The organism is Vallitalea okinawensis, from assembly GCF_002964605.1.
Lineage (GTDB): Bacteria > Bacillota > Clostridia > Lachnospirales > PQDH01 > Vallitalea_A > Vallitalea_A okinawensis.
This window is the reverse complement of sequence record NZ_PQDH01000010.1, coordinates 107609-134416: the sequence shown is the minus strand read 5'-3', so window position 1 is coordinate 134416 and position 26808 is coordinate 107609. Positions and strand designations below refer to the sequence as shown.

Sequence of the window (26808 nt, the reverse complement as noted above, 5' to 3'; positions counted from 1 at the left end):
TTAACTTCTTTAAGTTCTTTATTAAATATACTTTCAAGCTTATTTCTTATATTTCTTTTCCATAAACCGTTTACTTCTTACAACAGCATCCACTGTCTTCTTTCGTACTTGTATACTAATCTCTGTTCCTAGTTTAGCATGGTCAATATCAACAAGTCCCATACCTATACTTTTATCAATGGATGGTAAATAGTATCCTGTTGTTACTTCACCAATCTTATTTCCTTCACTATCTAAAATAGGATAACCGTGTCTTGTAATACTCTTCTTCGTAAGTTCGAAACCGATGACTTTTCTTTTTAGCCCTACCTCTTTCTGCTTTGCAAGAACTTCTTTGCCAACAAAATCATCCTTATACAACTTCACAAACATACCAAGTCCAGCTTCTAATGGCGTTATATTATCTGTTAATTCATTACCGTAAAGAGGAAGTGAAGCTTCGAAACGTAAAGTATCTCTAGCACCCAATCCTGCTGGTAAAAGTCCTTTGTCTTTCCCTTGTTCCATGATGGCTGACCATAATTGAGGTGCTTCTTTGCTATTGGCATAGATTTCAAAGCCATCTTCTCCAGTATATCCTGTACGAGAAACTAATACCTTTTTGCCTGCAATAGTCGTTTCATCTTTAAATGTATAGAATGTTAATTCACTTAAATTCAAATCTGTTAAGGGTTGTAGGATCTCTTCTGCTTTAGGTCCTTGAAGCGCAATCTGAGCATAATTATCTGATATATTCTCTAGCTTAATATCAAAGTCTTTAGATAAGCCTTGCATCCACTCATAGTCTTTCTCTGTATTACTTGCGTTGATAACTAGTAAATATTCTTGTGTATTGAACTTATAGACTAAGAGATCATCAACGACGCCACCTTTTTCATTACACATGGGTGTATAGATCACTTGACCATTTACCATTGGTTCTACATCATTAGTGACTAGATAGTTCACAAATTTTTCTGCTTCTTTACCAATGACAGATACTTCTCCCATATGACTTACATCAAATAGACCCGCAGCTTGACGAACTGCATCATGCTCTTCTATTAATCCCTTGTATTGTACAGGTAATGCCCAACCAGCAAAATCAATCATTTTTCCACCGTGTTCTAAATGCTTTTCATACAAAAAAGTTCGTTTTGTATTATCCAATTGAATACCCTCCTTTATGATTTTTTACGTTTTACTAGATTTGCATACTTCAATTACTTCACTATTTACATACTATAATGTTTCCTATACTCTCATTAAATTATTAGTTAATACTATATATGAACTAAACATTTCGAGTATTTATCTTTAGTTCAATATATATTCTTTAATTATAGGTGAATAGTTCTAAATAATTGCTAGGCTCATAGCAATTTATTGAATTCAACTTATATACATAAAATCAATAGATTATCCTTAATAAAACTATTGAGATTATGCCCCTTTAAAAATAGAAAGAGGGTAAATGGCATTATAAATAAACGCCATTTACCCTCTGTATTTTTACCTGAGAGATTCTACATGTCATATGTATTGCTCCTTGGGTGCATAAATGCTTTCCAGAGTGCTATCCGCTAGCGATCCTTTTGCCTGAAAGTTTCTATAAGTATTTGGCTATACTTTATATTACATCTTCGGCGCCCTAAGATCTCTCTCGCTAACTTCAATTAGCCACGTAAATATTCTGTTACTTTAATCATATTACAAAATGATAAGTTTATCAACTATGTATTTGCAATAATAATTATTTTTCTGTTATTCTGATAAATCCCATTAAATAATTTCTAAGATGCTATACCAAATTGTATGATTTAACTAGTATAAGATGAGGATGATGTTACAATCTAAATAAAGAAATTTTTCACTATTCTCTAATTCGCTTGCTAGGGTAGATAGTTTAAATTATAATAATTATTAATATTCTGATTCATAGTGTATGGTTCCATTAACCGTATAGATTACGAAATTAATTGTCATTCTGAGGAGGTACTTATTATGTTATCCATTATTAGTACAACAAATAACCCCTATTTCAACTTAGCTACTGAAGAGTATTTATTAAAAAACAAAGATGAGGATGTCTTTTATCTTTATCGTAATGCACCATCTATAATCGTTGGCACCCATCAAAATACTATTGCCGAAATCAATTATGACCATGTTAAAGAGCATAATATCCCTGTCATTAGACGCCTTTCAGGTGGTGGTGCAGTCTTTCATGATTTAGGAAATTTAAATTTTTGCTTTATAACTAATGTGGAGAAGAATACAGCTGAAAGTTTTAAAGAATTCACAAAGCCTATATTAGAAGTTCTCAATCAACTAGGTGTAGAAGCTATTTTTTCTGGCCGAAACGATTTAACCATCGATGGTAAAAAGTTCTCTGGAAACGCTCAACATGTTTCAAAAAATAGAATCTTACATCACGGAACCCTTTTATTCAGTTCAAACATGGCAGATTTATCAAAGGCATTAAAAGTTAATCCATTAAAGTTTAAAGATAAGAACGTTAAATCCGTCAAAAGCCGTGTAACAAATATCTCTAGTCATCTTCCTCAGCCTATGTCAATTGAATATTTTGTAGATGCTATCGCTAAGCACATAACAGGTTCTTCTCATAGCAGCTTCTATCAACTGAATGAGACTGAAACAAACACTATCCAACAACTAGTAGATAACAAGTATGATACATGGGATTGGACTTATGGTAAACAAGCTACCTATGGGTTTACTAATGCAATCCGCTATTCAGGTGGTACAATTGAATATCACTTCAACGTAAAAAATGGTTCACTAGAGGATTTAAGAATTTACGGTGACTTCTTTAATAAAGAGGACGTTCATGTCATTGAAAAAAAACTTGTTGGAACTAAACATGAGTTAGAAGCTATTAAGGATCAATTAAAAGATCTAAATCTTGAAGATTATTTTATAGGTATTGATGTTGATACATTCGTTAAAGGTCTTTTCTAGGGGGGATTTCAGTGTGTGAGTATCATGAAATTCTTGATTTTAAAGGTGCTAAAGCTCGCTTGAGTTACAGTGATAACAGCCAACTTCACTTTCCAGCTCATTGGCATGAAGAAGTCGAGTTATTCTATATCTGCGAGGGCATCTCGCATATCCATGTATCTCAAACTGACTATTGTTTAAGACCTGATGATTTACTTATTATTGGATCAAAAGCTATCCATGCCATAGATGACCAACAGAATAATAGGAAAATCATGCTACAATTTCACCCATCATTATTTAATTGTGTTCTAAATGATCCTGATATAAGTAAATTTATATACAACTTTTATTATAGCACCCAAAAATATAACATTGATACTACACCACTATTAACCTTTTTTGAAGGCTTAAAAACACTTGATCATAGGATTCAAAGTCCATTACTAGTCCAGTCTAAAATACTGGAATTAACCCATCATCTTTACAAAAACTATAAAGATAAATGCTCATCAACACATATACTAAATAACCCTATCATCCAACAGGTGGAGCAGTTCGTGGCTAATAACTATGAGGCTGTTATTACATTGGACATGATTGCTAATGAAGTCAATCTAAGTAAATATTACTTCACTAGGTATTTCAAGGAACATAAAGGTATTACATTTGGTCAATATCTACGTGAATATCGTATAAAAAAAGCTCTTAACTATCTTATAAAGACAGATATCGCTGTTACAGAAATAGCGTATACCTGCGGCTTTGATAGTATAAAAACCTTTAATCGTATCTTTAAGCATTATACCAGTTTATCACCTACTCAATATCGCGGCGTATTAAATAGATAGTACCTAGCCTAGAGCTTGAATAGAGCAATTTTTGAGTAGTATACAGCAATGAGTTAGAAGTAAAAGTACCTCCTTTTTGCTATAGTTAAACTATACTGAAAAAGGAGGTTTTTTCTATGCGTGCTCTTATTGTTTATGGTGGTTGGGATGGCCATCAACCTGAAGAAGTATCACAACATTTTAAGTCTATCCTTGAGAATATTGGTTATGAGGTTACCCTAAAGGATACTCTTGCATGCTTTAAAGATATTTCTTACCTTCAATCTTTTAACTTGATCATACCTTGCTGGACCATGGGCGAAATACAACCTGAAGAAAGTAAAGGTATTCGTGAAGCTATAGCATCAGGTATCGGCTTGGCTGGATGCCATGGTGGTATGTGTGATGCCTTTCGCCAAGATGTAGATTGGCAATTCATGACCGGTGGTAATTGGGTAAGTCACCCTGGTGGCGATGATATAACTTATACCGTTCACATGAGAAACTCCTCTAGTTCATTAGTTGAAGGTATTGCAGATTTTGAAGTTACATCTGAGCAATATTACTTACATGTTGATCCCAATAATGAAGTTCTGGCTACCACCAGATTTCCCATTGCAACTGGTGACCACACTACTAATGGGACTGTTGATATGCCAGTTATATGGACTAAAAAATGGGGGAAAGGTAGAGTCTTCTATTGTTCCCTTGGTCATGTAGCTGAAATTGTTAAGATGCCTGAAGTAACTGAGATCATGAAACGTGGCTTCTTATGGGCGTCACATAATGAGGAGGGATGATATGAATCAATTAAATGTTGGCATTATTGGATGCGGTAATATAAGCAGTATCTATCTTGACAATCTACATGATGTCTTTGATAATATTTGCTTAGTTGGATGTGCTGACCTTAATGAAGAAGCTGCAAAAAGCCAGGCTGAGAAATATAATATTGAACATATTCATTTAGATAATATGTATACACGTGAAGATATAGATATCATTCTTAACTTGACGAACCCTAAAGCTCATTACCATGTAGCAAAGAGAGCTTTGGAAAACGGCAAACATACTTACGCTGAAAAGCCTCTGACCATTACATTAGAAGAAGGTCAAGAATTAATAGACTTAGCTAACTCAAAAGGTTTAAAAATTGGATGTGCTCCTGATACCTTTTTAGGCGCTGGCATACAGACTTGTAGAAAATTAATTGATGACGGGTGGATCGGTGAGCCTATCGCTGCTACCGCAAATATGATGTGTCATGGGCATGAAAGTTGGCATCCTAATCCAGATTTCTACTATCAGCTTGGCGGTGGTCCACTATTTGATATGGGTCCATATTATTTAACTGCATTAGTAACCCTGCTTGGTCCTGTCTCAAAAGTTTATGGATCAGCTAAAAAATCTTTTGAGACGCGAAAAATTACCAGCAAAGAGCAATATGGGAAGATGATCTCCGTTAACGTAGATACCCATATATCTGCATTACTTAACTTTAAAAATAATGTCACCTGTCAACTCAATCAATCCTTTGATGTTTGGAAGCACGATTTGCCTTGTATCGAAATCTATGGAACAAAAGGCTCTCTTTCAGTACCTGACCCTAATTGTTTTGGAGGCACTATTAGGTATAGCCATAAAGGTACTGATTGGACTGATATACCCTATACACATGGTTTTGAAGAAAACAGTCGTGGTCTAGGGGTCGCCGATTTAGCTCAGTCTATTATTGATAAAAGATCGGCTAGAGCTAGTATTGATTTAGCTTATCATGTTTTAGATATTATGCATGGTATTATTAATTCTTCAAAGAAGCAGCAGGTTTTAGAGCTAAAAACCACCTGTCATCGACCATCTCCTCTACCCTGCGGCATTGACCAACATCATCTTCATTATTTATAGGGAGAACTCATAGTAGTTATTGATAAGCATAACTATATATTTCAACAAAAGCACTGGCCTACATTATATAATCATGCTTATCCTTTTTATAAACAGTTGTTTAAAATAGATAACTTGTCTTCCTTGGTTAGATCAATAGGATTATTTTTATTAGATGATATTGAAATAATCTTATTAAAATCTTCTTGATTTATTCCATAATCTCTAAGTCTAGGTATGTTTAATACTTCAACCCAGTTTGCTAAGCAGTTACTAATGTCTTTAATTTCTTCGACACTTAACGCTTCTGCAATACTCTTAAACTTTATAAGGGTCTGTTGATCGTCTATTCTCATTACTTTCTCTAAAGTGATTTTCATTACTTCTGGGAGCAGTCTACCACATGCCACACCATGTGGAATTGGGAAGATACCTCCTAATGGTCCCGCTATACCATGCACTACACCAAGTCCTGCATGTGCTAGTGTGATTCCTGATAGAAAAGCTCCATACATCACTTTACTTCTTAATTCAATGTCTTGGGATCTATTTGTACATACAGGAACTAAGGCTTCACTTATTTCTTTTATTCCAGATAACGCTAAGCTATCTGTTAGTGGATTACCTTTAGTCGATAAGTAGGACTCAATTAATTGAGATAAAGCATCTAAACCACTAGCTGCTGATACACTTTTGGGACATCCTAAGGTTAATAATGGGTCTAAGATAGCTATATCAGGTATGAAGTTTTCATGCCTTAAAGACTTTTTAAACCCTTTTTCACCTACTGAACTTATAACAGTATTCTTGGTAGCTTCACTGCCTGTACCTGATGTTGTTGGCACAGCAATAAAAGGGATCTTGATACCTTGATGTATTTTATGACCTATCCCTTCAAGGTAATTTTCTACACTGTCGCCTAAAGGTAACATAGCTGATATAGCTTTCCCAGCATCCAATACACTGCCACCGCCTATAGCGATAACTAAATCAATATTATTTTTATGGTTTAATAATACTACTTCATCAATATTATGCGGTGAAGGCTCATTAGCAATAGTTACTTCAATTACTTCTTTATCATTTAATTGATACCTCACCCCATCATAATGCCTACATGCTTTAAAAGATGCTTTTCCAATAACTAAAATAATCTTTTTAGATTTTTTAACTAAATCTATTTCTTTAATTTGTTCTAAAGCACCTTCCTCAAAGAAGGTTTGGGGTATACCATCTAAATTGAATTTTATCACTGGACCACCTCTCTCTAATTAATGTACCATAAACTATGGCTCTAACCATGAACTTAAGGCACATGATTCTATTAATCATGTGCCTTATTCCTATCCTATCTTTATTCTAAATCTTTCCTCTAGAATCTCGGCTTTTTCTTTGGTTATCAATGCATCTTCCTTTATGCCCTTAAGTTTAACAACATAAGTCCAACGACCATAAGGACTTAATCGTTTTATTTTACTAATTTGAATAATGTAAGACTTATGGCATCTCAAAAAATATTCCTTTGGCAATTTTTCTTCTATCTCACCTAAAGTCTCTGTAGTTGTGAAACGATCATCTTCAGTAATAATGATTGTGGATCGATTCTCTCTTTGTATCAGAACAATATCTTTAGGATGAATAACAGCCATGCCATTACGATTTTTGAGAAGGATCTCATTTAACTCTTTAATCTTCTCTGGCTCATTTAATTGAACTTGCGGATTAGTGACTTGCATTCTTAAGATCGTCTCATGCAACCTATCAATTTTAAAAGGCTTGAGTATATAGTCAAAAGCGTATAATTGAAAAGCCTCTGGCATAAACTGTTGATGGGCTGTTACAAAGACAATCATACAGTCAGGCTTGATGTCACAAATCAATTTTGCTGCTTCTACGCCATTAATACCAGGCATATCAACATCAAGAAATACTGCATCAGGTAAGTGTTTCTCCGTTAAGGCTAATGCCTCATCTCCACTGGCTGCTTCACCGATTATCTTTACATTCTCACACTTTTCAATGGCTTTCCTAAGGACGTAACGCATGGATGCTTCATCATCTGCTAAAAGTATGTTTAACATTTACTGTCCTCCTTGGTTTTCTTGCTCTAGGTGCCCCAAGAACTTCAGCCATGATAACGGCATTTTTTAAGCTCTTTTTAGTTACTTTCTTAATTTTCATATTCATCACCTAACCTACTATCTCGTCTGGGTCATCCTCTTCAGCAATAAGTTCTCTCATACGAGTGTCTGCTTTAATATTCTCCATGTTGTAGTAATCAAGAACACCTAGATTACCCTTTTTCAAAGCTTCTGAGATGGCAAGAGGTATTTGAGCTTCTGCTTCTACAACCCGTGCTCTCATTTCTTCAACCTTTGCTTTCATTTCTTGTTCAAGTGCTATAGCTTTAGCTCGGCGCTCTTCAGCTTTAGCCTGAGCAATTTGCTTATCTGCTTCTGCCTGTTCAATCTGCAGTTTTGCACCAATGTTTTTCCCGAGGTCAATATCTGCAATATCAATCGATAATATCTCAAAAGCAGTACCGGAATCCAACCCTTTATTTAACACCATTTCAGATATAGAGTCTGGATTTTCTAACACAGATTTATGGTTCTCTGCTGATCCTACTGTAGTGACAATCCCTTCACCGACACGAGCAATAACTGTTTCTTCTCCAGCTCCACCAATTAACCTTGTAAGGTTAGCCCTCACTGTAACTCGTGCTATAGCTTTGACCTCTATACCATCTTTAGCAACAGCGATAATAGAAGGTGTCTCAATAATTTTAGGCTTAACACTCATTCGTACCGCCTCTAATACGTCTCTTCCAGCAAGATCGATTGCCGCTGCTTGTTCATAGGTTAATTGTAGCTTGGCGCGATGAGCAGCTATTAAGGCATCAACGACATGATCCACATCACCGCCTGATAAAAGGTGACTTTCTAACTGATTAATGGATATGGTTAAACCTGCCTTTGTCGCTTTAATCATAGGTCTAACAACATCAGACGGTCTTACTCTTCTTAATCGCATACCGACTAATGATAAAATTCCAATACGAACTCCTGAAGCTAATGCGGATATCCATAATCTTACGGGGATAACACTAAAAAATATAGCAAAGAAAAGCGCTATTGCCGCTATAATAATAAGCATTCTTATTAATTCTGATGACATAAAAACACCCCTTCAAAATTTTTCTATATCTATCTCTATTCTAAATTAAAAGTATTACTATGAAATCCTCTCATTCACATACTCTTTCACAATGATTTTAGTACCTTGTATCTCAACAACTTCTACTTGCTTTCCACTTTTGATGAAATCACCTTTTGACAAAACATCTAATTTGACACCATCAAAGTCCGCATTTCCTGAAGGTCTTAGCGCTGTAGTTGTTATGCCCTTTTTGCCTATGAAAAATTTTAGATCATCGTAGATCTTATTATCTTCTCCTAAGCTCTCTTTTAGTATCAAAGTTTTGTTCTTCTTGGCAATCCATTTGACACTGAAATATATAATAATGGATAAAAGACATGTTACAAGTAGCAAGATGATAATTCCCTCAACAAGTGTATCTGCAAAAAGAATAATACCTGCTATGGTAGCAACAATACCTAATCCTCCCCATATACCAAAACTAGGGATAAAAATTTCAATAATTAATAGAATAATTCCTATGATTAATAACATCATAGAAATATACTCTAATAAAGTAGCATCCATGATTGACACCTCCCTTTTGCTACCCTTCCTAAGTTCATCATATTCCATATAACAGCCTTTTACAATACTTCTTGCTTCAAATATACATCTGATTGACTCAACAATCTTGATTATGAATATTCCCCTTAGGTAGTGTTAATATAAAGCTAGTGGCTTTGTCGTTACTCTTAACTTCTATTTCTCCTTCATAATTATGTATGATACTCTGAACAATGTATAAACCCATGCCATGACCTTCTTCCTTCTTAGTTGTAAAGCCTGGCATAAATATTTTATTTTTGATTGCCTCATCTATGGCTTCTCCATTATTAGTGACCTTGATCTCATACTTATTAATGGTCTCACTAATGAGAGTCTGAATATACTTTGGTCCCTCTTTTTTACTAAGAACGGTTATACTATTATCAATGAGATTACCAAGACATCGACACATCTCCCAAGGTGGAATCTTAAGCTCAGTTAACTTAGACTTGATATCGATATCGTACTTAATTTTGTGTTCCCTTGCTGTATTGGATTTAGCCAGCAATAAAGCGTTAATGGCAACGTGGTCTGTCTTAATATGCTTATTCAACCCTTCGATATCTCCATAGAGCTTATTCATGTATTCAGCAGCTTCTTGGTATTCTTCAAGTTCCACTAAACTGTATAGTACTTGTATATGATTTAAGAAATCATGCCTCTGTGCACGGAGTTGCCTATTTAAAGCTTCAATATCAGTTAGTGCATGGTCTTTAATGGATATCTCATTAGATAAGTTAAACAACCATTTAATATCTACAAACATGATGATGCAATTAGTTATAAGAAGTACAGAAGAAATTAATAATAAAAAATCAGCTTGCAGAATAAAACTTTCATCCAGGACTTTTATGATTACTAGTAGGCGAACACCTAAGAGTACAAGTATTAAAATAATCTGGCTAACGCATAATACCTTTATATAATTTGAAATTTTTTTTATAGGTAACTTTCTAGCATCCATACTTTTTCACTCCACTCATATATTTCCATATTAACATAGATCTTAATACCTGTTCAATGTTTATTATTTACAAAACATCTTATATGCTTATCCTATTTTTGCTCCTATGTGTAGAGAAAATCTATCCTTAAATGGCAAGGAGACTTAGATGTTCAAAAGTGGTGCATAGCATTAATGAATTATCGTGAATAATTTGAATTTAAGTGTTATAATAAGCAAAAGGTAGTGAAAGGGAGGTGGAGTATGCGAATACTTGTTGATGCAGATGCCTGTCCAGTTAATGATATTATTATTCGGGTAGCTAAGAAATACAGTCTGAAAGCTATCTTTATTACAGATACAGCCCATGTTTTATCTTCACATGATGAAAATGTTGAGGTGTTGATTATGGATAAAGGACGTGATTCTGTTGACTTTGCCCTCATTAATCGTCTTGAAAAAGGTGATGTAGTCATCACTGGCGATTATGGTGTCGCTACAATGGCTTTAGCCAGAGGTGCCTATGTTCTCAATCACAACGGGAAACGCTATACCAATGAGAACATTGACTTCATGTTAATGAATCGGCATATTGCTAGAGCTATTCGACAATCTGGTGGTAAAACACCCCGGATTAAAAAGAGAACAATCGAACAAAATAATTGGTTTGAAGACGGTCTAGTTAATCTTATTGCTGAACATTTAAATGAATAGGAATAGTATGATACCTCTTACTTAAAACCATCCCCGAAAGGATGGTTTTTATAGAAAACTTGGTAAAATAACTTTGAATAAATTATCAGAATCCAAATTAATGTACTTCACTAATCCATGGCTCTTAAAGGCTTCGTTGATGCGCTTTAGCCCTAAACCGCTTTTACTGAAACGATTTTTCTCGTCTGCCATGAGTATTCTCTGGTATAGCCAAGGATTACGTCTTCTAGGATTATAAATTCTATGCTTATCATATAATCTATTCCCCGCTACTAAGGCGCCAGGATTGGAGACATAAATATGTTGGTTGGTAATTTCTACAGTTATGCCCCTATAATAATCTAGGTAGTCTCGATGAATAACTGCGTTAGCTATCACATCAAGCAATGCTTGTAAAGGATAGTCCTTCTTTTGGCATATACCCCTTAATAACTCCTCTATCTGATCTAGCATACTGATAATGTTGCCTTTAATAAGCTCTGTCTTACCATCATGCATAAATTCTATATAAACATGGGGTAAATACCGACTTGGCTCTATACCATATAGTAATAGACCTCCTATTGTTGGATGATAATCATCTTTTTCTTCTACAATTAAATCTAAATTTTCCAATAGTAAAAAATCATAGGGATATCGCCTGGTTATCATCTTCATATCTAGCGCCTCAACTGATGCTTTCTGAATAACGACTTTTTCATAGGTGATGATACCATTATCTTGAAACATGCGAGCTATTTCTTGGCGATGTGCCACATCTGTGGTAGAACCGCGCCTTATGTAAAAAGCCCCGTTTTGAATCATCTGATGAGGTCTTGCCTTACTTTTATATATGGTTAGTACTGCTAACTCCTTATTCGCATAAGTTATGAAGTCCACACTCACAGGAATAGGTGGGTTACTTCGATTATTGATGACTTGCTGTAGAGATTCTTCATGAAATACTTGACGATCTATGCCCAGTATCTTCTTGGTTTTATCCTCCACTCCAAAAATGATATAACCTCTGCCGCCTTTAGAGTTGGCCATTGCAATAACATCTTTTGCTAACTCTTTTTTTGAACCATCAGTTTTTATACTGAGGGTTGCTTTAAAATCCATCTTAGGTTGCTCTTCTCTTTTTAATAAACGCTCTAACATCTGAACATCCATAGCATCACCTCAAGTATCCTTACATACTTTTTTCAGCCAGTTGAGCAAGCGGACTTCGTTCTACTCTGCTTAAAGCAACATGACCAGTAATATTATAGGGTTTCATCTTTTCTACGGCAAAGACTAGACCATTAGACTTAGCATCAACAAAAGCATTATCAATTTGGTTATCACTTGGATCACCAATAAAAACAAATTTAGACTGTTCACCAGCTCTCGTTAACATGAGCTTCGCTAAATGTGGCGTCATTTCTTGAGCTTCATCAACTATGATAAGCGAATTGGTGAAAGTACGTCCTCTCATATAAGTAAATGTCTTAGTTTCTATTATACCACGCTGCCTAAACTGCTCTATAAAGTCATCCACTGTAAAGTTAGGTTTTTCATAATTATAATCATCATTATTATACTTAATATCTGATAGATTTTCTATAGCATCATAGAAGCTACCCATCCAGGGTTTTAGCTTTTCTTTTTCTTCGCCTGGTAAATATCCAATATCATTTCCAGCCGCTACTACAGGGCGCACAAAGACAATTCTTCTATATTTATTGGACTCGATGACGTTTTGCAAGGCCACAGCTGTAGAAAGTATGGTCTTACCTGATCCTGCGCCTCCAGTGATGGATACAAAATGAATATCTGGGTCCATGAGTAGCTCAAATGCCATACGCTGTTCTCTATTAATAGGTTTTAATCCCCAAGCTTGCTCATTATAATACTTCAATGATACTATTTTTTTACCGTTATATCTTGCTAAAACACTATGGTTCATTTTATCATTACTCTTTATATGAAAGAAGTGATTTGGATACACCTCTTCCTCAAGGGAAGGTAATGCAATACCACCATTGAAAATCTCATTGATTTCATTAGAAGATAGGCTAATTTCTGAGTAGCCTTTATAAATTTGATCATTATCAATTTTGTCAAAAGGATAATCTTCAATAATTAGTCCTAAAGCATTTGCTTTAATATTCATATATAGATCTTTAGAGATGAGCACAGTTTTTGTCTCAGGATAAGATTTTTGAATACTCTTTGTTACTGCTAATATTTTTGAGTCTGCTTTACTTAAATCCATTCCATTTGGCAATAAACCCATATTCATATGATTCATCTCAACTCTTATAGTGCCACCATTTGGCAATTCAATACCTTTGGATAAGTCTCCATGTTCCATCAAGTTTCTTAACTCTTTTGCCACAACTCTTGCATGGTAACCAACAATCCCCTCCCTCTTTTTCAAACTATCTAATTCTTCAATAGCTAAAATAGGAATGATCAAATGATTATTATCAAACTTATACATAAATTTGGGATCGTGAATCATAACATTGGTATCGATAATATAATTAATTGCCATTAAATCCCTCCATGTCTATTTAATTGGTGGTGTCCAATACTCATACATTATGTGCAAATAAAAATGACTAGATCATGTCTTCCATAAGGAAAAAAGCATCCCTTAAGTTAATATATGCTATATATATTGAACTTAACATTAAAAGGTTCTATTATGGCGATGAATATATCTCTCTTGACTTATTAGTTGAATTCAGACTAAATAATTAAGGTCATATAATGATTGCTTAATTTAACCGATTTGTATTGAGTTCCTCTTTCATTAGTTCCCTCTCGAGATAAGGATTGATGTTCCAAAAAGACTTAAATAGTTCGTATTCATTTAATGCTTTCTCACTTTTTTTATCGTTAAATACGGCTTTTATCATAAGATTTTTGGGTGTATGTTCCATGTCAATAAATTCAATAACAACGACTTCATATCCCTTTATTTCCAGTATACATGTGCGCATAGAATCTGTTACTAGTGAAGATAATCGTTCCTTAATTAAACCATGCTTCAACATAGGTTCCAAAGTATCATTTTGAATTTGGTCAAATAATTCATGTTGACAACAAGGTACAGATAAGATAACCTTTGCTCCCCATATTACAGCCTTACTAAGTGCTGCATCTGTGGCTGTATCACATGCATGTAAAGTAATAACCATATCCACATCTTTAGCTTCATCATAATCCTTAATATCTCCCTTTAGAAAGCATAATCCAACATAATTGAGCTCTCTAGCTACATGATTACAATAATCGATAACATCTTCTTTTAAATCCAGTCCTATGATATTCACCTTATAATTCTTCCTCTTAACAAGATAGTAGTAAAGTGCAAAGGTTAAATAAGCTTTTCCACATCCAAAATCAATAATGTTAATGGTTTTTTGATTGTCCAAATGCTCCAAGCTGTTTTCAACGATTTCAAGAAATTTATTAATCTGTTTAAACTTATCAAATTTCTTAGCATGCACCTTTCCATTACTTGACATAACACCAAGATGAATTAAGAAATCACAATCTTCTCCTTCTTCTATAATATATTTTTTCTTTCGATTATGGCTCTCTAAGATTTTTAACTGCTTTGTAGGCTTTTTATTTAATACCTTCATACTCCCCTTCTTGCTGGTCATAACATGTATATCTACATTCTTTGTATAAAACATAGCATTTCTAAAGGTTGACTCTAATAAATTCTTAATTTCAGTAAGCAGCTCCTCACCATTAACATTTTGATGGGTTACCTTTTTATCGAATACATAGGTAATTTGATACAGTATACCTTGCTTACTGTCAAATGGTTTGATAGAGACTTTTTTATAAGTCTTCTCTATTCCTTTTTTTAGATTACTTAATGTTCCTTGTATAAAAAATTGATTATTGATTATCTCTTCTAGATTATTCAATAGATTTTCCATAAATACCTCCTGATATGATTACAAATACTTATTATTAATCTACTATAAGCCACTACTTAATTCAAGTCTAAGCTTGTTATTACATTTTAATAACGATACTGTAAAAACATACACATATGGATCATTTTTGAATATCTTAATCATTAGATAGGTTAACATATAGAAAGGTTTTCTATGAAAATACGATTATTTCTATCCATCATACTCATACTATTATTAGCACAGACTATTTTGGCTACAGAACCTTCTTCCATTATTGAAGGTGTTCCAACCCTTTCACAATTCCCTGAATTACCTACCGGTTGTGAGGCAACATCACTAACCATGTTACTGAATTTTTATGGAATGGATATCGATAAGACAGAAGTGGCTGACGATATGCCTAAGGGTAATTTGCCTTATTGGGAAAATGGATCTCTTCGAGGCAATAATCCACATGAGGTTTTTATTGGTTCACCCTTTGATTCTCATAGCTATGGCATCTATCATGAACCTATTTTAAACATGATAACAGATTATTATGGTCCAGGGTCAGAGATTAATTTAACAGGTATGTCTTTTGATGAAATACTACAAAATATAGATATAGGGAATCCCATCATGGTATGGGTGACAATAAATATGGTCCCTATGCGATTAACAACATCTTGGAATTTGCCTGACAACACTTCTTTTCAATGGACTGGTAACGAGCATGTGGTAATTATAGTGGGCTATACTGAGAATAGTATTATTGTGAACGATCCCTACATAGGTGATGAAATTGCTTATGATAAAAAAATATTTGAAGAACGTTGGAACGAACTAGGTAATCAAGCTATAATGCTGAACCCTATTCCTACGCATTCTATCCCCCCAAATACGCCATAAATGCATTAGGGGATCATCTTAATATATCTGGAGGTGTACTGTGAAAACACGACTTATTTGCTTTTTTATGATGATTCTAACCCTATATTTTCTACCTGTAACTGCTGTTGCAGTCGAAACTGATATTAATCATCTTCATGGTTTAATAGAAGAAGGCTTTACAGATACGCTTGAATATCGTCATCTTCTTATCAATTTTCAAGCTGATCATAATTTAGTAGTTGATGGTGTTTTAGGTAGTCATACACAACAAGCATTAGATGCTTATGAAACTGATGATATTATTATTAATTTAGAGGATAAGGTACCCATTGATGATGAATGGTTCATTGTGATTAATAAAAGTACTAAGATCTTAACAGTCTATAATTTGGGAAAAATTTACGAAAAGTACCCTGTAGCTTTAGGTAAATCATCCACACCTACACCAAACTATAAATTTACTATTATCAATAAATATAAAGATCCTTATTGGGGTGGTATGAATGGTACCCATACCCCGGTAGCAGGTGGTGCCCCTAATAACCCTTTAGGACGGCGATGGATGGGTTTATCAAGAGATTCCTACGTTGGTTACGGTATACACGGTAATAGCAATCCTTGGTCTGTTGGCAGCTATGTTTCCAGTGGTTGTATTCGTATGATTAATTCTCAAGCCGAAGAAATATTTGAATACATTCCATTGCATACAAAAGTTTGGATTGGTACAGAGGATGTGCTTAATGAGTGGGGTGTTTCTCAGAACATTGCTTATACATCCAGCACTGAATCAAGTTCTACAATCCATTAATGAAATAATGCATTGAATCCACCCCTTCGGGTTATAATAAATAAGAATATTTAAGAATGGGTGATAAAATGCATACGAATCAACCAGATATTAATGAACTTAAGGATGCTAAATATGCTCCATTATCTGAAAATGAAATAATTGATATTGTAAGATTTGAAAAAACTCTTAATCAAGAGCGGAACAAGGAAGTTTATATCCTTGCCTTTGAAAAAGAATAAGGTATACATAAAGCTTTTGCTTTATGTATACCTGGCCTATGGGGTATTTATATATATTAATTTATATATATATCAAAGTAATTATGTAAATCTATAATGATGCATTGATCAATTTTATACCAATCACCTTTATAGCGAACATTCTCTCCTACAAAAACTAAGTCAAACGCTTCACCTTTTTCATCAAAGAAATAAACATTATATGTCCAACCAGAGGGCACCTGATCAGAAGCTAACTTTTCATCTAATTTAATTTCCTTAAATAGTGTAAACAAATTTTGCTTTTTCTCTTTATCGGATATGGTAATGGATCTGTCTTGATTAATTATTTTTATTTCATTAATTTCATCTTCATTAAGAACAATAGTCGGATAGGCTTGGCTGATGACATCGAACATGGCTAAGATACCAAGGGTTACCATAACAAAAATCCCTGTAACTACTATAACGGTTTTCCCTTTCAAGGACAAGTAAATCCCTCCTATAATTTCTAATTCAATTATATAGACTCTTTTTAGGTATAAATTGTTCCCAATTTTTAATAAAAATTTTTTTTCATAACTTGTCCTTAAATCTTACGAAATGTCTGTATTAATTTTATAATATATGTTATTATTAGTAAATATAACAATTGTTTTATTTCGTAAGAAATCACCCTAAGTTTTTAAGACAAAACAATAATCTACTGGAGAATTGTAAAACTTATTTGCAATATTCATGTTATTAATAAGGGAGTAGGTGATGGTTTGAATCCAGAGATATTAGGTAATACTATTCGATTTTTTAGAGAGAAGAAGGGGTTTACCCAAAAGGAATTAGCAAAAGACATTTGCTCCCCTCAGTATATTTATTTAATCGAAACTGGAAAAAGAATCCCCTCTTCTTATATACTTGAACAATTATCAACTAAACTCGGCGGTGATATAAGACAATACCTGAATCTATCGGAGTACAGTGACCCTCTCAAGCTGCTGCGCGTGCAAGAAGAAATTACTTTTCTTAGAGAAAATCATGATTTTCAAGGTTTATACGAAAAATTGCTCACTGTAAACAATGAAGACTTGCAAAATAATAAGATTAAGCAGTTTTATTTATGGAATAAAGCAATCTGCATCAACGAACTCTTCTCAGATATCGATGAAACATTTACATTATTAGAAGAAGCCTTAGCACAAACGAAGGAATTCAATTGTATAGAAGAGCTCCTAGATGAATTTTTAAGTAAAGAAGAACTCCATATTCTTAATTCTATCACTAAACTCTATGCTGATCTAGGTAATTATAAATGTGCTATTCGTATTAACAAACATCTGCTGGATAAAGTCTCAACTACTTATTTAGATTTTTATACCTCTAAAGTTTATCATATACTTCTATATAACTTAGCAAAATATTTAAGTAAAGACAATCAATATGAAGAAGCCATCATGTACATGGATCAATTTATTGAAATAGCTATCAAATGTAAGAGTATTTATTTATTAGCTGAAGCACTTTATCAAAAAGGTATTGACCTATACCATCTAAATCAAACCATTGAGGCAAAAAAATACATAAAACATGCTATATCTCTTTTCCAAGTACAAGGTCGCCAAGATTGGCTTGATGAGATCCAAGCTGCACTCAAAGAAAAGTATTATATTAAATAGATATTTAACACAAATTAGTCATGGCAATGTAAAAGGAATGACCTGAGGCTATATCTCCCTCTAGTCATTCCTTTTATATAGATCATGATTTTAACCGATTAGGGGTTAATAGTAAAATTCATGATGTTCACACTTTAATTGTTATTAGAATCGATAACTTAACAATAGCTAAATCTTAATTTCTGATATCGAGCATTCAATAATTCTTCTTTACTCATTTTAATAAGTATTTGCATCTCATTTTCTAGGTTTTCTTTTAGCCTATTTGCCATTTCATCAACATCTTTATGGGCTCCGCCAATAGGCTCCTCAATAACTTTCTCTATTACACCAAATTCTTTAAGATCCTGAGCTGTTAATTTCATCACTCCAGCAGCTTCCTTTGCTCTAGATGCATCTTTCCAAAGAATACTAGCAAATCCTTCTGGTGACAAGATTGAATAAATGGAGTGCTCAAACATCCATACTTGGTCTGCAACACCTATTGCTAAAGCACCACCACTACCACCTTCTCCGATGACTATGGAAATAATAGGCACTTTAAAAACAGATAGCTCTAAAAGATTCTTAGCAATAGCTTCTCCTTGCCCTCTCTCCTCAGCTCCAATACCACAGAAAGCACCAGGTGTATCAACTAAACAAATAATTGGTCTTCCAAACTTTTCTGCTTGTTTCATCAAACGAAGAGCCTTACGATAGCCTTCTGGATGTGGCATACCAAAGTTACGTCTTATATTCTCCTTAGTGGTTCTTCCTTTTTGCTGTCCTATTACAGTTACTGGTAAACTTCCTAATCTAGCAATACCACCAACGATAGATGGATCATCTCCAAAATTACGGTCTCCATGAAACTCAATGAAATCATCAAAAATGCGATTGATGTAGTCTAGAGCTGTTGGTCGGTCAGCTAGACGAGCTGTACAAACTTTTTCCCAAGGTGTCATATTATTATAGGCTTGGTCTTTCATTTTAGCTACCTTCTTATAAAGACCTGCTAACTCAATATCAGCGTCTACATGAGTATTCTTGGAGAGCTTTTCAAGTTCATGGATTTTATCTTCAATTTGTTTTAATTCTTTTTCAAACTCAAGCATAATACTCATTCTCCTTAACTACTTGTTCTACACCATGCATTAACATAATTTTAGCTAATGTTTCTTTCATCTCTTTTCGTGGTACAATAGCGTCCACGAAACCATGCTCCATTAGAAACTCCGCTGTCTGAAAATCTTCAGGTAACTTCTCACCAATGGTTTGCTCAATTACTCTTCTGCCAGCAAACCCAATGAGAGCGCCTGGCTCAGCTATAATAATATCCCCTAACATAGCAAAACTTGCTGTAACACCACCTGTTGTAGGATCGGTAATAACAGATATATAAAGCAATCCTGCATCATGATGCTTTGCTAAGGCAGCTGAAGTTTTTGCCATTTGCATGAGAGAGAAAATACCTTCTTGCATTCGAGCTCCACCTGACGCTGTAAAAATAAGAATGGGTAAGCCTTTTTTTGTAGCTTTTTCAATAGCCCTCGTTATTTTCTCACCCACTGCCTGCCCCATACTTCCCATCATGAATCGACTGTCCATTACGGCTATGACAGCAGGGTATCCATTTATTAGACCTTCACCAGTAACTACTGCAGATCTTAAGGATGTTTTTTGCTGCAACACATTAACTTTTTCACTATAATTCGGGAAACTTAATACGTTCTCTGATTCCAGTTCTTTATCAAATTCCTTGAAGGTATCATCATCTAATATCAACTGAAGTCTACCATATGCATCAAGACGATAGTGTTTTTGACAATGCGGACATACTTTTTGATTCTCATCCATGTCTTTTTTATATAAAGTATTTTTACAGCTATCGCACTTTAACCATGCTCCCTCTGGAATAGATACTTTCGAATTGTCTTTTTTCTCTGTCTGTGGAATGGTTTTGGGTTCTGATGGCATAGCAATGTATTTGGTCTTCTTAAAATAATTTTTAAGCATTTAAATCACTCCAGTTTTTCTCGATAAAAGCTGTATCAATTTGATTTTTTTGGAATTTTTCATTATTAATAAGAGCGTATTGGAAGTCTATATTGGTTTTGATTCCATTAACAACAAATTCACCTAAGGCTCTTTTCATCTTCCCTATAGCTTTGTCGCGATCTGTATCATGAACAATCAGCTTAGCGATCATAGAATCATAGTTAGGAGGTATTTTGTATTGATTATAAACAGCACTATCTACACGCACCCCAAAGCCTCCTGGTATATAAAGCTGATCGATTTTTCCTGGAGATGGCATGAAATTATTGCTGGGGTCTTCAGCATTGATTCTACATTCAATAGCATGCCCCTTAATAACAACATCTTCTTGGCCAATACTTAACTCTTCACCTGCTGCTACCCTGAGTTGTTCCTTTATCAGATCAATACCTGTTATCATCTCTGTTATAGGATGTTCAACTTGAATTCTAGTATTCATTTCAATGAAGTAATAAACACCGTGCTTATCTAATAGGAACTCAATTGTCCCTGCGTTTTTATAATTAATGGATCGAGCGGCCTTAACAGCATCTTTTCCCATGGCAACTCTTATCTCTTCTGTTAAAGCTGCTGAAGGTGCCTCTTCAATTACTTTTTGATGACGTCTCTGAATAGAACAGTCTCTCTCACCAAGGTGAATAACATGACCATGTTCATCACCAATAATCTGAAACTCGATATGTCTTGGTTCTTCAATGTATTTCTCAATATACATTGTATCATCACCAAATGCTGTTCTGGCTTCTGCTTGGGCTGTATTGAAGTTATTGATAAACTCATCTTTGTTATGGGCAATCCGCATACCACGACCTCCACCGCCTGCTGATGCTTTAATCATAACTGGGAAGCCGATGTCTTCTGCTAGAGCTAATCCTGCCTCTATACTTTCTATTGCTCCCTCTGAACCTGGAACCACTGGTACACCAGCCGCTATCATGGTCTTTCTAGCTTCAGATTTATTACCCATTCGATCAATCATATCTGCTGTTGGTCCAATGAATGTAATACCACACTCCTCACACATTGTGGCAAACTTAGAGTTTTCAGATAGAAAGCCAAATCCGGGGTGAATAGCTTCTGCTCCAGTTAAAACTGCTGCTGATAATATACTTTTCATATCCAAATAACTTTTTAATGGATTGGCTTCACCTATACAAACTGCTTCATCAGCTAACTGTGTATGCAGTGCTTCTGCATCTGCAGTTGAATATACCGCTACTGTTTCTATATCCATCTCTCGACATGCGCGGATAATACGTACAGCAATTTCACCTCTATTTGCAATTAAAATCTTACTAAACATTTTCATTCACTACCTTTCAAACTTTTGTGCTACTCATGTAAGAAGTATGCTAAAACCTTATTGACCCACTATAAATGTTAATTCTGCTTGGCAAGCTTTTTTGTCACCTACGTATGCAACTGCATTTCCTACACCTACTGGCCCTTTTACTTTAACGATCTCTACTTCAAGTCTTAAACGGTCACCAGGAACTACTTTTTCTTTAAATTTAGCTTTATTAATACCACCAAAGTAAGCGATCTTACCCTTCATCTCTTCTTGACTAAGAATAGCTACAGCACCTACTTGAGCCAATGCTTCTATAATAAGAACACCAGGCATTACTGGCTCCTGTGGGAAGTGCCCTTGAAAGAAATACTCGTTCATCGTTACATTTTTATAACCAACCGCTTTTTTCCCAGACTCTAATTCACCAATTTGGTCAATCAATAAGAATGGGTAACGATGTGGTATTATTTCTTGTATTTGCTTAATATCTAACATACCTATACCCCTTTCATTTGTACGAAATTTATTAACAAAACCATTTTCTGTTTAAATAATTACAGCCCCTATAAGGGGCTATTCTCTAAACTTCTATTTCCATTAGAGGTTGCCCATATTCGACCATATCTTCATTAGCAACCAAAATGTTAACAACTGTGCCAGTAAACTCACTTTCAATATCATTCATAAGTTTCATGGCTTCTAATATACAAACTGTATCACCTTGCTTAACCTTGTCGCCAACTTTAACAAAAGGTTCTACATCAGGACCTGAAGCGGCATAAAAAGTACCTACCATAGGTGCCTTGATCACCTTAATGTTATCTGGTTTCACTTTTTCATCAGCCTTTGTTTCTACTGGCTGGGCTACAGAAGGTGACTGAGTAGTTACCGGAACTGTAGTTGAAATAGGTTGTTGATAAGGTACACTTACCTGTTCTTTCTCTTTTTTAAGAGTTATTTTAAAATCTTTGTCTTTAATTTCTAAATGGGTTAAACCTGACTCATCGGTTAGTTTAACTAACTTTTCGATGTCTTTAAAATCCATACTTATTCCCACCTTTTAAACAGTAATGTTGCGTTATGTCCACCAAAGCCTAATGAGTTTGTCATAGCATACTCTATATCCTTCTTACGACCAATTGTTGGTACGTAGTCTAAATCGCAGTCCGGATCTTTGGTTTCATAACCAATTGTAGCAGGAATATAACCGTCTTGAAGAGCTTTAATACATACAACAGATTCAACACCGCCAGCAGCACCTAATAAATGACCTATCATTGATTTAGTTGAACTTACTGGAATACGGTAAGCATGGTCACCAAAAGTCTTTTTAATAGCAGCAGTTTCTGTCTTATCATTAATCGGTGTACTTGTTCCGTGTGCATTAATGTATGATACTTCTTCTGGAGCTATTCCTGCATCTTCTACAGCTAGTTCCATAGCTCTTGCACCACCATCTCCGTCTTCTGCTGGTGAAGTTATGTGGAAAGCATCACATGTAGCACCGTACCCAACTACTTCAGCTAAAATATTTGCTCCTCTTTGCTTTGCATGTTCTAATGTCTCCAATAAAAGTATTCCTGCACCTTCACCCATAACAAAGCCGTCTCTTTTCTTATCAAATGGGCGTGATGCCTTTTTAGGATCAGCACTTTCACTTAAAGCTGTTAAGGATTGGAATCCAGCTAACCCAAGAGGTGTAATGGTACTTTCAGTACCTCCAGCTAATATCATATCAGCACGGCCCACTTGCAACATTTTAAATGCTTCACCAATACAGTGGGTTCCTGATGCACAAGCTGTAACAACATTCGTACATATACCCTTTGCACCAAACTGTATAGCAATATTACCTGCAGCCATATTGGAGATAACAGTTGGAATAAAAAGTGGAGCCACTCGCTTAGCGCCTTTTTCTTTTAGTTTAACAACTTCCGTTTCAATGGTTCCTAATGCTCCCATTCCAGAACCAACAACTACGCCAAAACGCTCTTTATCTATAGCATCTAAATCCACTTCTGATTGGTCTAAAGCTTCTTTTGCCGCCACAACAGCAAATTGAGTAAAGCGATCCATTCGACGAGCAGCTTTTCTATCAATGTGCTTCTTTGCATCGAAACCTTTGACTTCAGCCGCTAACTTTGCTTTAAATTCTTTTGTGTCAAATGCAGATATAAAATCTATACCACATTCCCCGTTCTTAACTTTTTCCCAAAATGTCTCTGTATCATTTCCAATTGGTGTAATGGCACCTAGACCCGTTACGACTACTCTATGTTGTTTCATTTAGAGAAACCTCCTTCTACATGTACATTCCACCATCAACACTAATGACTTGACCTGTAATGTAATGTGCCTCATTTGAAGCTAAGAAAGTAACAGCATTTGCTATATCTTTAGCTTTACCAAAAGACTTTAATGGTATGTTACTTAACATGGCTTCTTTAATATCATCGCTTAATACTTCTGTCATTTTTGATTCAATAAAACCTGGAGCTACGGCATTTACAGTGATGCCTCTAGGTGCAAGTTCCCTTGCCGCAGACTTTGTAATCCCTAGTAACCCAGCTTTTGAGGCAGAATAGTTACATTGTCCTACATTCCCCATAAGTCCAACTACTGATGAAATGTTAATAATTCGACCGCTTCTTTGCTTCATCATGATCTTACTAGCATGCTTTACGCAATTAAAAGCTCCTTTAAGATTGACATCTATTACTTTGTCAAAGTCTTCTTCTTTCATTCTTAGTAAAAGAGTATCTCTTGTTATACCTGCATTATTTACTAATATATCTAAAGAGCCTAATTCTTTTTTGATTTCATCCATCATTACTTTTGTATCTTCAAAAGAAGTTACATCACAATACTTAACGATGGCTTTTCCACCGAAGCTCTCAATTTCCTTTTTTACTTCTTCAGCTAACTCTTCACCTACAACGTAGTTAATCACAACAGTTGCACCTTGTTTAGCTAAAGAAATAGCTGTTTCACGTCCGATCCCTGTATTGGCGCCAGTTATAACCGCAACCTTGCCATCTATCTTTAACATATGTCCACTTCCTTTATCTCTTTAACAACTTTACTCAAGGAGCTTAGATCTTCGACATTGTAGATCTTTTTCTTTCTATCTACTTTTTTAACAAAAGAACTTAATGATCTACCTGGTCCGATCTCAATGAAAGTTTCAACACCTTCATTAATCATCTTCTTAATACTATCTTCCCAATATACAGGGGACATGACTTGTTTCTTTAAGAGTGTTTTTACTTCTTTATGGTCATGTACATACTCTCCTGTTACATTGGTTACATAAGGTACCTCTGGGGTATTAAGTGGCATATTTTTTAATTCTTTTTCAAGGTTATCCGCTGCTGGTTGTAGCATTGTTGTATGGAATGGTCCACTAACCTTAAGCATAATAGCTCTTTTTGCTCCTAACTCAGTTGCTCTATCGCATGCCGCCTGAACAGCTGCAACTTCACCTGCGATAACAATCTGACCTTTGCAATTATAGTTAGCTGGTTCTACGATTCCATATGTGGACATTTCCTCACAAATGAGTTCTACCTTTTCTCGATCAAGTCCAAGAATAGCCGCCATTGTGCCTTTACCTTCTGGCACAGCTTCTTGCATGTACTTACCACGCTTTTTAACCAGTTTAACAGCATCTTCAAAGCCTAGGACACCATTACATACTAATGCCGAATACTCTCCTAAACTTAATCCAGCTACCACATCTGGCGCTACACCGTATTGCTTAATCGCCTCTAATATAGCTATGGATGTTGTTAATACAGCAGGCTGTGTATTTTCTGTTAAATTAAGTTCCGCTTCGTCACCACTGAAGCACATATCACTCAATGAAAAACCAAGAGCATGGTCTGCTTGCTTATATACACTTTTGCTAACCTCAAATGACTCAGCAATTTCTTTACCCATACCTACATATTGACTACCTTGACCTGAAAATAAAAATGCGACTTTACCCATAAAGATACCTCCTCTGACACCACCTGGTCGATTATTTCATTAGTTCTTCTGCTTGTGTAAACATTTCAACGATGATATCTTCACAACTTTGTCTCTTAGAAACAAGACCAGCAATTTGCCCAGCCATAAGAGATCCGTTATTAACATCACCTTCTACAACTGCTAATCGAAGTGCACCAGCACCTAATTTTTCAATTGCTTCACTATCAGCACCGTTTTTCTCAAGCTTAGCAAAATCTCTTGTTAATTTATTTTTCAGTGATCTCACTGGATGACCTGTAGAGCGTCCTGATACTACAGCATCTCTATCTTTAGCTTTTAAAACTTTTTCTTTGTAATCATCATGTACAACACATTCATGAGCTACTAAGAATCTAGTACCAACTTGCATAGCATCTGCACCTAACATGCTCACTGCAGCAATACCTCTACCATCAGCAATACCTCCGGCAGCGATTACTGGAATGTTAACTGCATCAACTACTTGAGGAACGAGAGCCATGGTAGTGACTTCTCCAATATGACCTCCAGCTTCACAGCCTTCTACAATAACTGCATCTGCGCCATACTTTTCCATCCTTTTAGCAAGTGAAACAGCTGGTACTACTGGAGCAACAAAGATACCATGCTCTTTCCACATTTCCATATACTTCTGTGGATTACCTGCGCCAGTCGTTACGACTTGAACACCTTCTTCGCAAACAATTTTAGCAACTTCATCGCAATTGTCTGCTAAGAGCATAATATTAACACCAAATGGCTTATCTGTTAGTGCTTTAGCTTTTCTAATTTCATCCCTAACCATGTCTGCAGGTGCTGTGCCGGCTGCTATGATGCCTAAGCCTCCAGCATTGGATACAGCTGCTGCCAAGTTATGTTCTGCAACCCAAGCCATTGCGCCTTGGAAAATGGGATATTTTAGACCTAATCTCTTAGCGATAACTGAATCTCTCACCTTAACACTCCCTAATATCTCTCA

At 35.2% G+C, this 26808-nt stretch carries 27 protein-coding genes, 1 pseudogene and 2 riboswitches; of the genes and pseudogenes, 9 read left to right on the top strand and 19 right to left on the bottom strand.

The window, feature by feature from the left end; translation table 11 throughout:
* Positions 1-39: 39 nt before the first annotated feature.
* On the bottom strand, positions 40-1149 hold the full coding sequence (gene gcvT / locus C1Y58_RS21795) for a glycine cleavage system aminomethyltransferase GcvT (protein WP_105618808.1): 1110 nt from the start codon (positions 1147-1149) through the stop codon (positions 40-42).
* Positions 1150-1473: 324 nt separating this feature from the next.
* Positions 1474-1556, bottom strand: a riboswitch (glycine riboswitch).
* Positions 1557-1655, bottom strand: a riboswitch (glycine riboswitch).
* 328 nt (positions 1656-1983) lie between these two features.
* Between gcvT and C1Y58_RS21790 the strand changes: the two genes are divergently transcribed.
* From C1Y58_RS21790 to C1Y58_RS21775, 4 genes are all read left to right on the top strand, one after another.
* Complete coding sequence (locus C1Y58_RS21790) at positions 1984-2961, top strand: lipoate--protein ligase (RefSeq protein WP_105618806.1); 978 nt, start codon at positions 1984-1986, stop codon at positions 2959-2961.
* An 11-nt stretch (positions 2962-2972) separates the two neighbouring features.
* The gene (locus tag C1Y58_RS21785; RefSeq protein WP_105618804.1) at positions 2973-3791 is read left to right on the top strand and encodes an AraC family transcriptional regulator; all 819 of its coding nucleotides are present in this window, start codon (positions 2973-2975) and stop codon (positions 3789-3791) included.
* 116 nt (positions 3792-3907) lie between these two features.
* Entirely contained in the window at positions 3908-4570 is a 663-nt protein-coding gene (locus C1Y58_RS21780) for a ThuA domain-containing protein (protein ID WP_105618802.1), read from the top strand.
* A 1-nt stretch (position 4571) separates the two neighbouring features.
* Positions 4572-5675 carry a Gfo/Idh/MocA family protein gene (locus C1Y58_RS21775; protein ID WP_105618800.1) on the top strand — a complete coding sequence of 368 codons (1104 nt, stop codon included), beginning with the start codon at positions 4572-4574 and terminating at the stop codon, positions 5673-5675.
* 86 nt (positions 5676-5761) lie between these two features.
* Here C1Y58_RS21775 and C1Y58_RS21770 read toward each other — a convergent pair whose 3' ends face one another.
* From C1Y58_RS21770 to C1Y58_RS21750, 6 genes are all read right to left on the bottom strand, one after another.
* On the bottom strand, positions 5762-6907 hold the full coding sequence (locus C1Y58_RS21770; protein WP_105618798.1) for an iron-containing alcohol dehydrogenase: 1146 nt from the start codon (positions 6905-6907) through the stop codon (positions 5762-5764).
* A gap of 90 nt (positions 6908-6997) precedes the next feature.
* The gene (locus C1Y58_RS21765; protein WP_105618795.1) at positions 6998-7735 is read right to left on the bottom strand and encodes a LytR/AlgR family response regulator transcription factor; all 738 of its coding nucleotides are present in this window, start codon (positions 7733-7735) and stop codon (positions 6998-7000) included.
* A complete protein-coding gene (locus C1Y58_RS27105) occupies positions 7710-7841 on the bottom strand; it encodes a hypothetical protein (protein WP_278286141.1) in 132 nt (43 codons plus the stop codon). Before C1Y58_RS27105 ends, C1Y58_RS21765 begins: the two co-directional genes overlap by 26 nt.
* Before the next feature lie 3 nt (positions 7842-7844).
* Positions 7845-8831, bottom strand: a complete 987-nt coding sequence (floA, locus tag C1Y58_RS21760) for a flotillin-like protein FloA (RefSeq protein ID WP_105618793.1) — start codon at positions 8829-8831, stop codon at positions 7845-7847.
* Positions 8832-8888: 57 nt separating this feature from the next.
* Entirely contained in the window at positions 8889-9380 is a 492-nt protein-coding gene (locus C1Y58_RS21755) for an NfeD family protein (protein ID WP_157950236.1), read from the bottom strand.
* 97 nt (positions 9381-9477) lie between these two features.
* On the bottom strand, positions 9478-10365 hold the full coding sequence (locus C1Y58_RS21750; protein WP_105618790.1) for a sensor histidine kinase: 888 nt from the start codon (positions 10363-10365) through the stop codon (positions 9478-9480).
* A 243-nt stretch (positions 10366-10608) separates the two neighbouring features.
* On the opposite strand from C1Y58_RS21750, the gene C1Y58_RS21745 reads away from it, so the two are divergent.
* Positions 10609-11058, top strand: a complete 450-nt coding sequence (locus C1Y58_RS21745; protein WP_105618788.1) for a YaiI/YqxD family protein — start codon at positions 10609-10611, stop codon at positions 11056-11058.
* 48 nt (positions 11059-11106) lie between these two features.
* Here C1Y58_RS21745 and C1Y58_RS21740 read toward each other — a convergent pair whose 3' ends face one another.
* The 3 genes from C1Y58_RS21740 to C1Y58_RS21730 form a co-directional block, all read right to left on the bottom strand.
* A complete protein-coding gene (locus C1Y58_RS21740) occupies positions 11107-12210 on the bottom strand; it encodes an RNA-binding domain-containing protein (protein WP_105618786.1) in 1104 nt (367 codons plus the stop codon).
* Between the two features lie 19 nt (positions 12211-12229).
* Positions 12230-13576 (bottom strand): PhoH family protein, encoded by a 1347-nt coding sequence (locus C1Y58_RS21735; RefSeq protein WP_105618784.1) that lies wholly within the window; start codon positions 13574-13576, stop codon positions 12230-12232.
* A 226-nt stretch (positions 13577-13802) separates the two neighbouring features.
* Entirely contained in the window at positions 13803-14981 is a 1179-nt protein-coding gene (locus tag C1Y58_RS21730; protein ID WP_105618782.1) for a class I SAM-dependent methyltransferase, read from the bottom strand.
* Positions 14982-15155: 174 nt separating this feature from the next.
* On the opposite strand from C1Y58_RS21730, the gene C1Y58_RS21725 reads away from it, so the two are divergent.
* From C1Y58_RS21725 to C1Y58_RS26560, 3 genes are all read left to right on the top strand, one after another.
* On the top strand, positions 15156-15851 hold the full coding sequence (locus tag C1Y58_RS21725; RefSeq protein ID WP_105618780.1) for a C39 family peptidase: 696 nt from the start codon (positions 15156-15158) through the stop codon (positions 15849-15851).
* 40 nt (positions 15852-15891) lie between these two features.
* Complete coding sequence (locus C1Y58_RS21720; RefSeq protein ID WP_105618778.1) at positions 15892-16641, top strand: L,D-transpeptidase family protein; 750 nt, start codon at positions 15892-15894, stop codon at positions 16639-16641.
* Between the two features lie 68 nt (positions 16642-16709).
* The gene (locus C1Y58_RS26560) at positions 16710-16862 is read left to right on the top strand and encodes a hypothetical protein (RefSeq protein WP_170311663.1); all 153 of its coding nucleotides are present in this window, start codon (positions 16710-16712) and stop codon (positions 16860-16862) included.
* A 56-nt stretch (positions 16863-16918) separates the two neighbouring features.
* On the opposite strand, the gene C1Y58_RS21715 is transcribed toward C1Y58_RS26560, so the two are convergent.
* A complete protein-coding gene (locus tag C1Y58_RS21715; RefSeq protein WP_105618776.1) occupies positions 16919-17332 on the bottom strand; it encodes a hypothetical protein in 414 nt (137 codons plus the stop codon).
* A 276-nt stretch (positions 17333-17608) separates the two neighbouring features.
* Between C1Y58_RS21715 and C1Y58_RS21710 the strand changes: the two genes are divergently transcribed.
* On the top strand, positions 17609-18511 hold the full coding sequence (locus C1Y58_RS21710) for a helix-turn-helix domain-containing protein (RefSeq protein WP_157950234.1): 903 nt from the start codon (positions 17609-17611) through the stop codon (positions 18509-18511).
* A 158-nt stretch (positions 18512-18669) separates the two neighbouring features.
* Here C1Y58_RS21710 and C1Y58_RS27340 read toward each other — a convergent pair.
* From C1Y58_RS27340 to fabK, 8 genes and pseudogenes are all read right to left on the bottom strand, one after another.
* Positions 18670-20506 (bottom strand): annotated as a pseudogene (locus tag C1Y58_RS27340) (acetyl-CoA carboxylase carboxyltransferase subunit alpha).
* Positions 20499-21851 (bottom strand): acetyl-CoA carboxylase biotin carboxylase subunit, encoded by a 1353-nt coding sequence (locus C1Y58_RS21695; protein ID WP_105618768.1) that lies wholly within the window; start codon positions 21849-21851, stop codon positions 20499-20501. Before C1Y58_RS21695 ends, C1Y58_RS27340 begins: the two are co-directional and overlap by 8 nt.
* Before the next feature lie 57 nt (positions 21852-21908).
* On the bottom strand, positions 21909-22334 hold the full coding sequence (gene fabZ, locus C1Y58_RS21690; protein WP_105618766.1) for a 3-hydroxyacyl-ACP dehydratase FabZ: 426 nt from the start codon (positions 22332-22334) through the stop codon (positions 21909-21911).
* A gap of 85 nt (positions 22335-22419) precedes the next feature.
* Positions 22420-22884, bottom strand: a complete 465-nt coding sequence (gene accB, locus C1Y58_RS21685; RefSeq protein WP_105618764.1) for an acetyl-CoA carboxylase biotin carboxyl carrier protein — start codon at positions 22882-22884, stop codon at positions 22420-22422.
* 2 nt (positions 22885-22886) lie between these two features.
* Entirely contained in the window at positions 22887-24125 is a 1239-nt protein-coding gene (fabF, locus tag C1Y58_RS21680) for a beta-ketoacyl-ACP synthase II (RefSeq protein WP_105618762.1), read from the bottom strand.
* A gap of 16 nt (positions 24126-24141) precedes the next feature.
* Positions 24142-24888 (bottom strand): 3-oxoacyl-[acyl-carrier-protein] reductase, encoded by a 747-nt coding sequence (gene fabG / locus C1Y58_RS21675; RefSeq protein ID WP_105618760.1) that lies wholly within the window; start codon positions 24886-24888, stop codon positions 24142-24144.
* Positions 24882-25829, bottom strand: a complete 948-nt coding sequence (fabD, locus tag C1Y58_RS21670) for an ACP S-malonyltransferase (protein ID WP_105618758.1) — start codon at positions 25827-25829, stop codon at positions 24882-24884. Before fabD ends, fabG begins: the two co-directional genes overlap by 7 nt.
* Positions 25830-25860: 31 nt before the next feature.
* Positions 25861-26724: an enoyl-[acyl-carrier-protein] reductase FabK gene (gene fabK, locus C1Y58_RS21665; RefSeq protein ID WP_408646611.1), complete on the bottom strand. Its 864-nt coding sequence runs from the start codon at positions 26722-26724 to the stop codon at positions 25861-25863.
* Between the last annotated feature and the right edge of the window lie 84 nt (positions 26725-26808).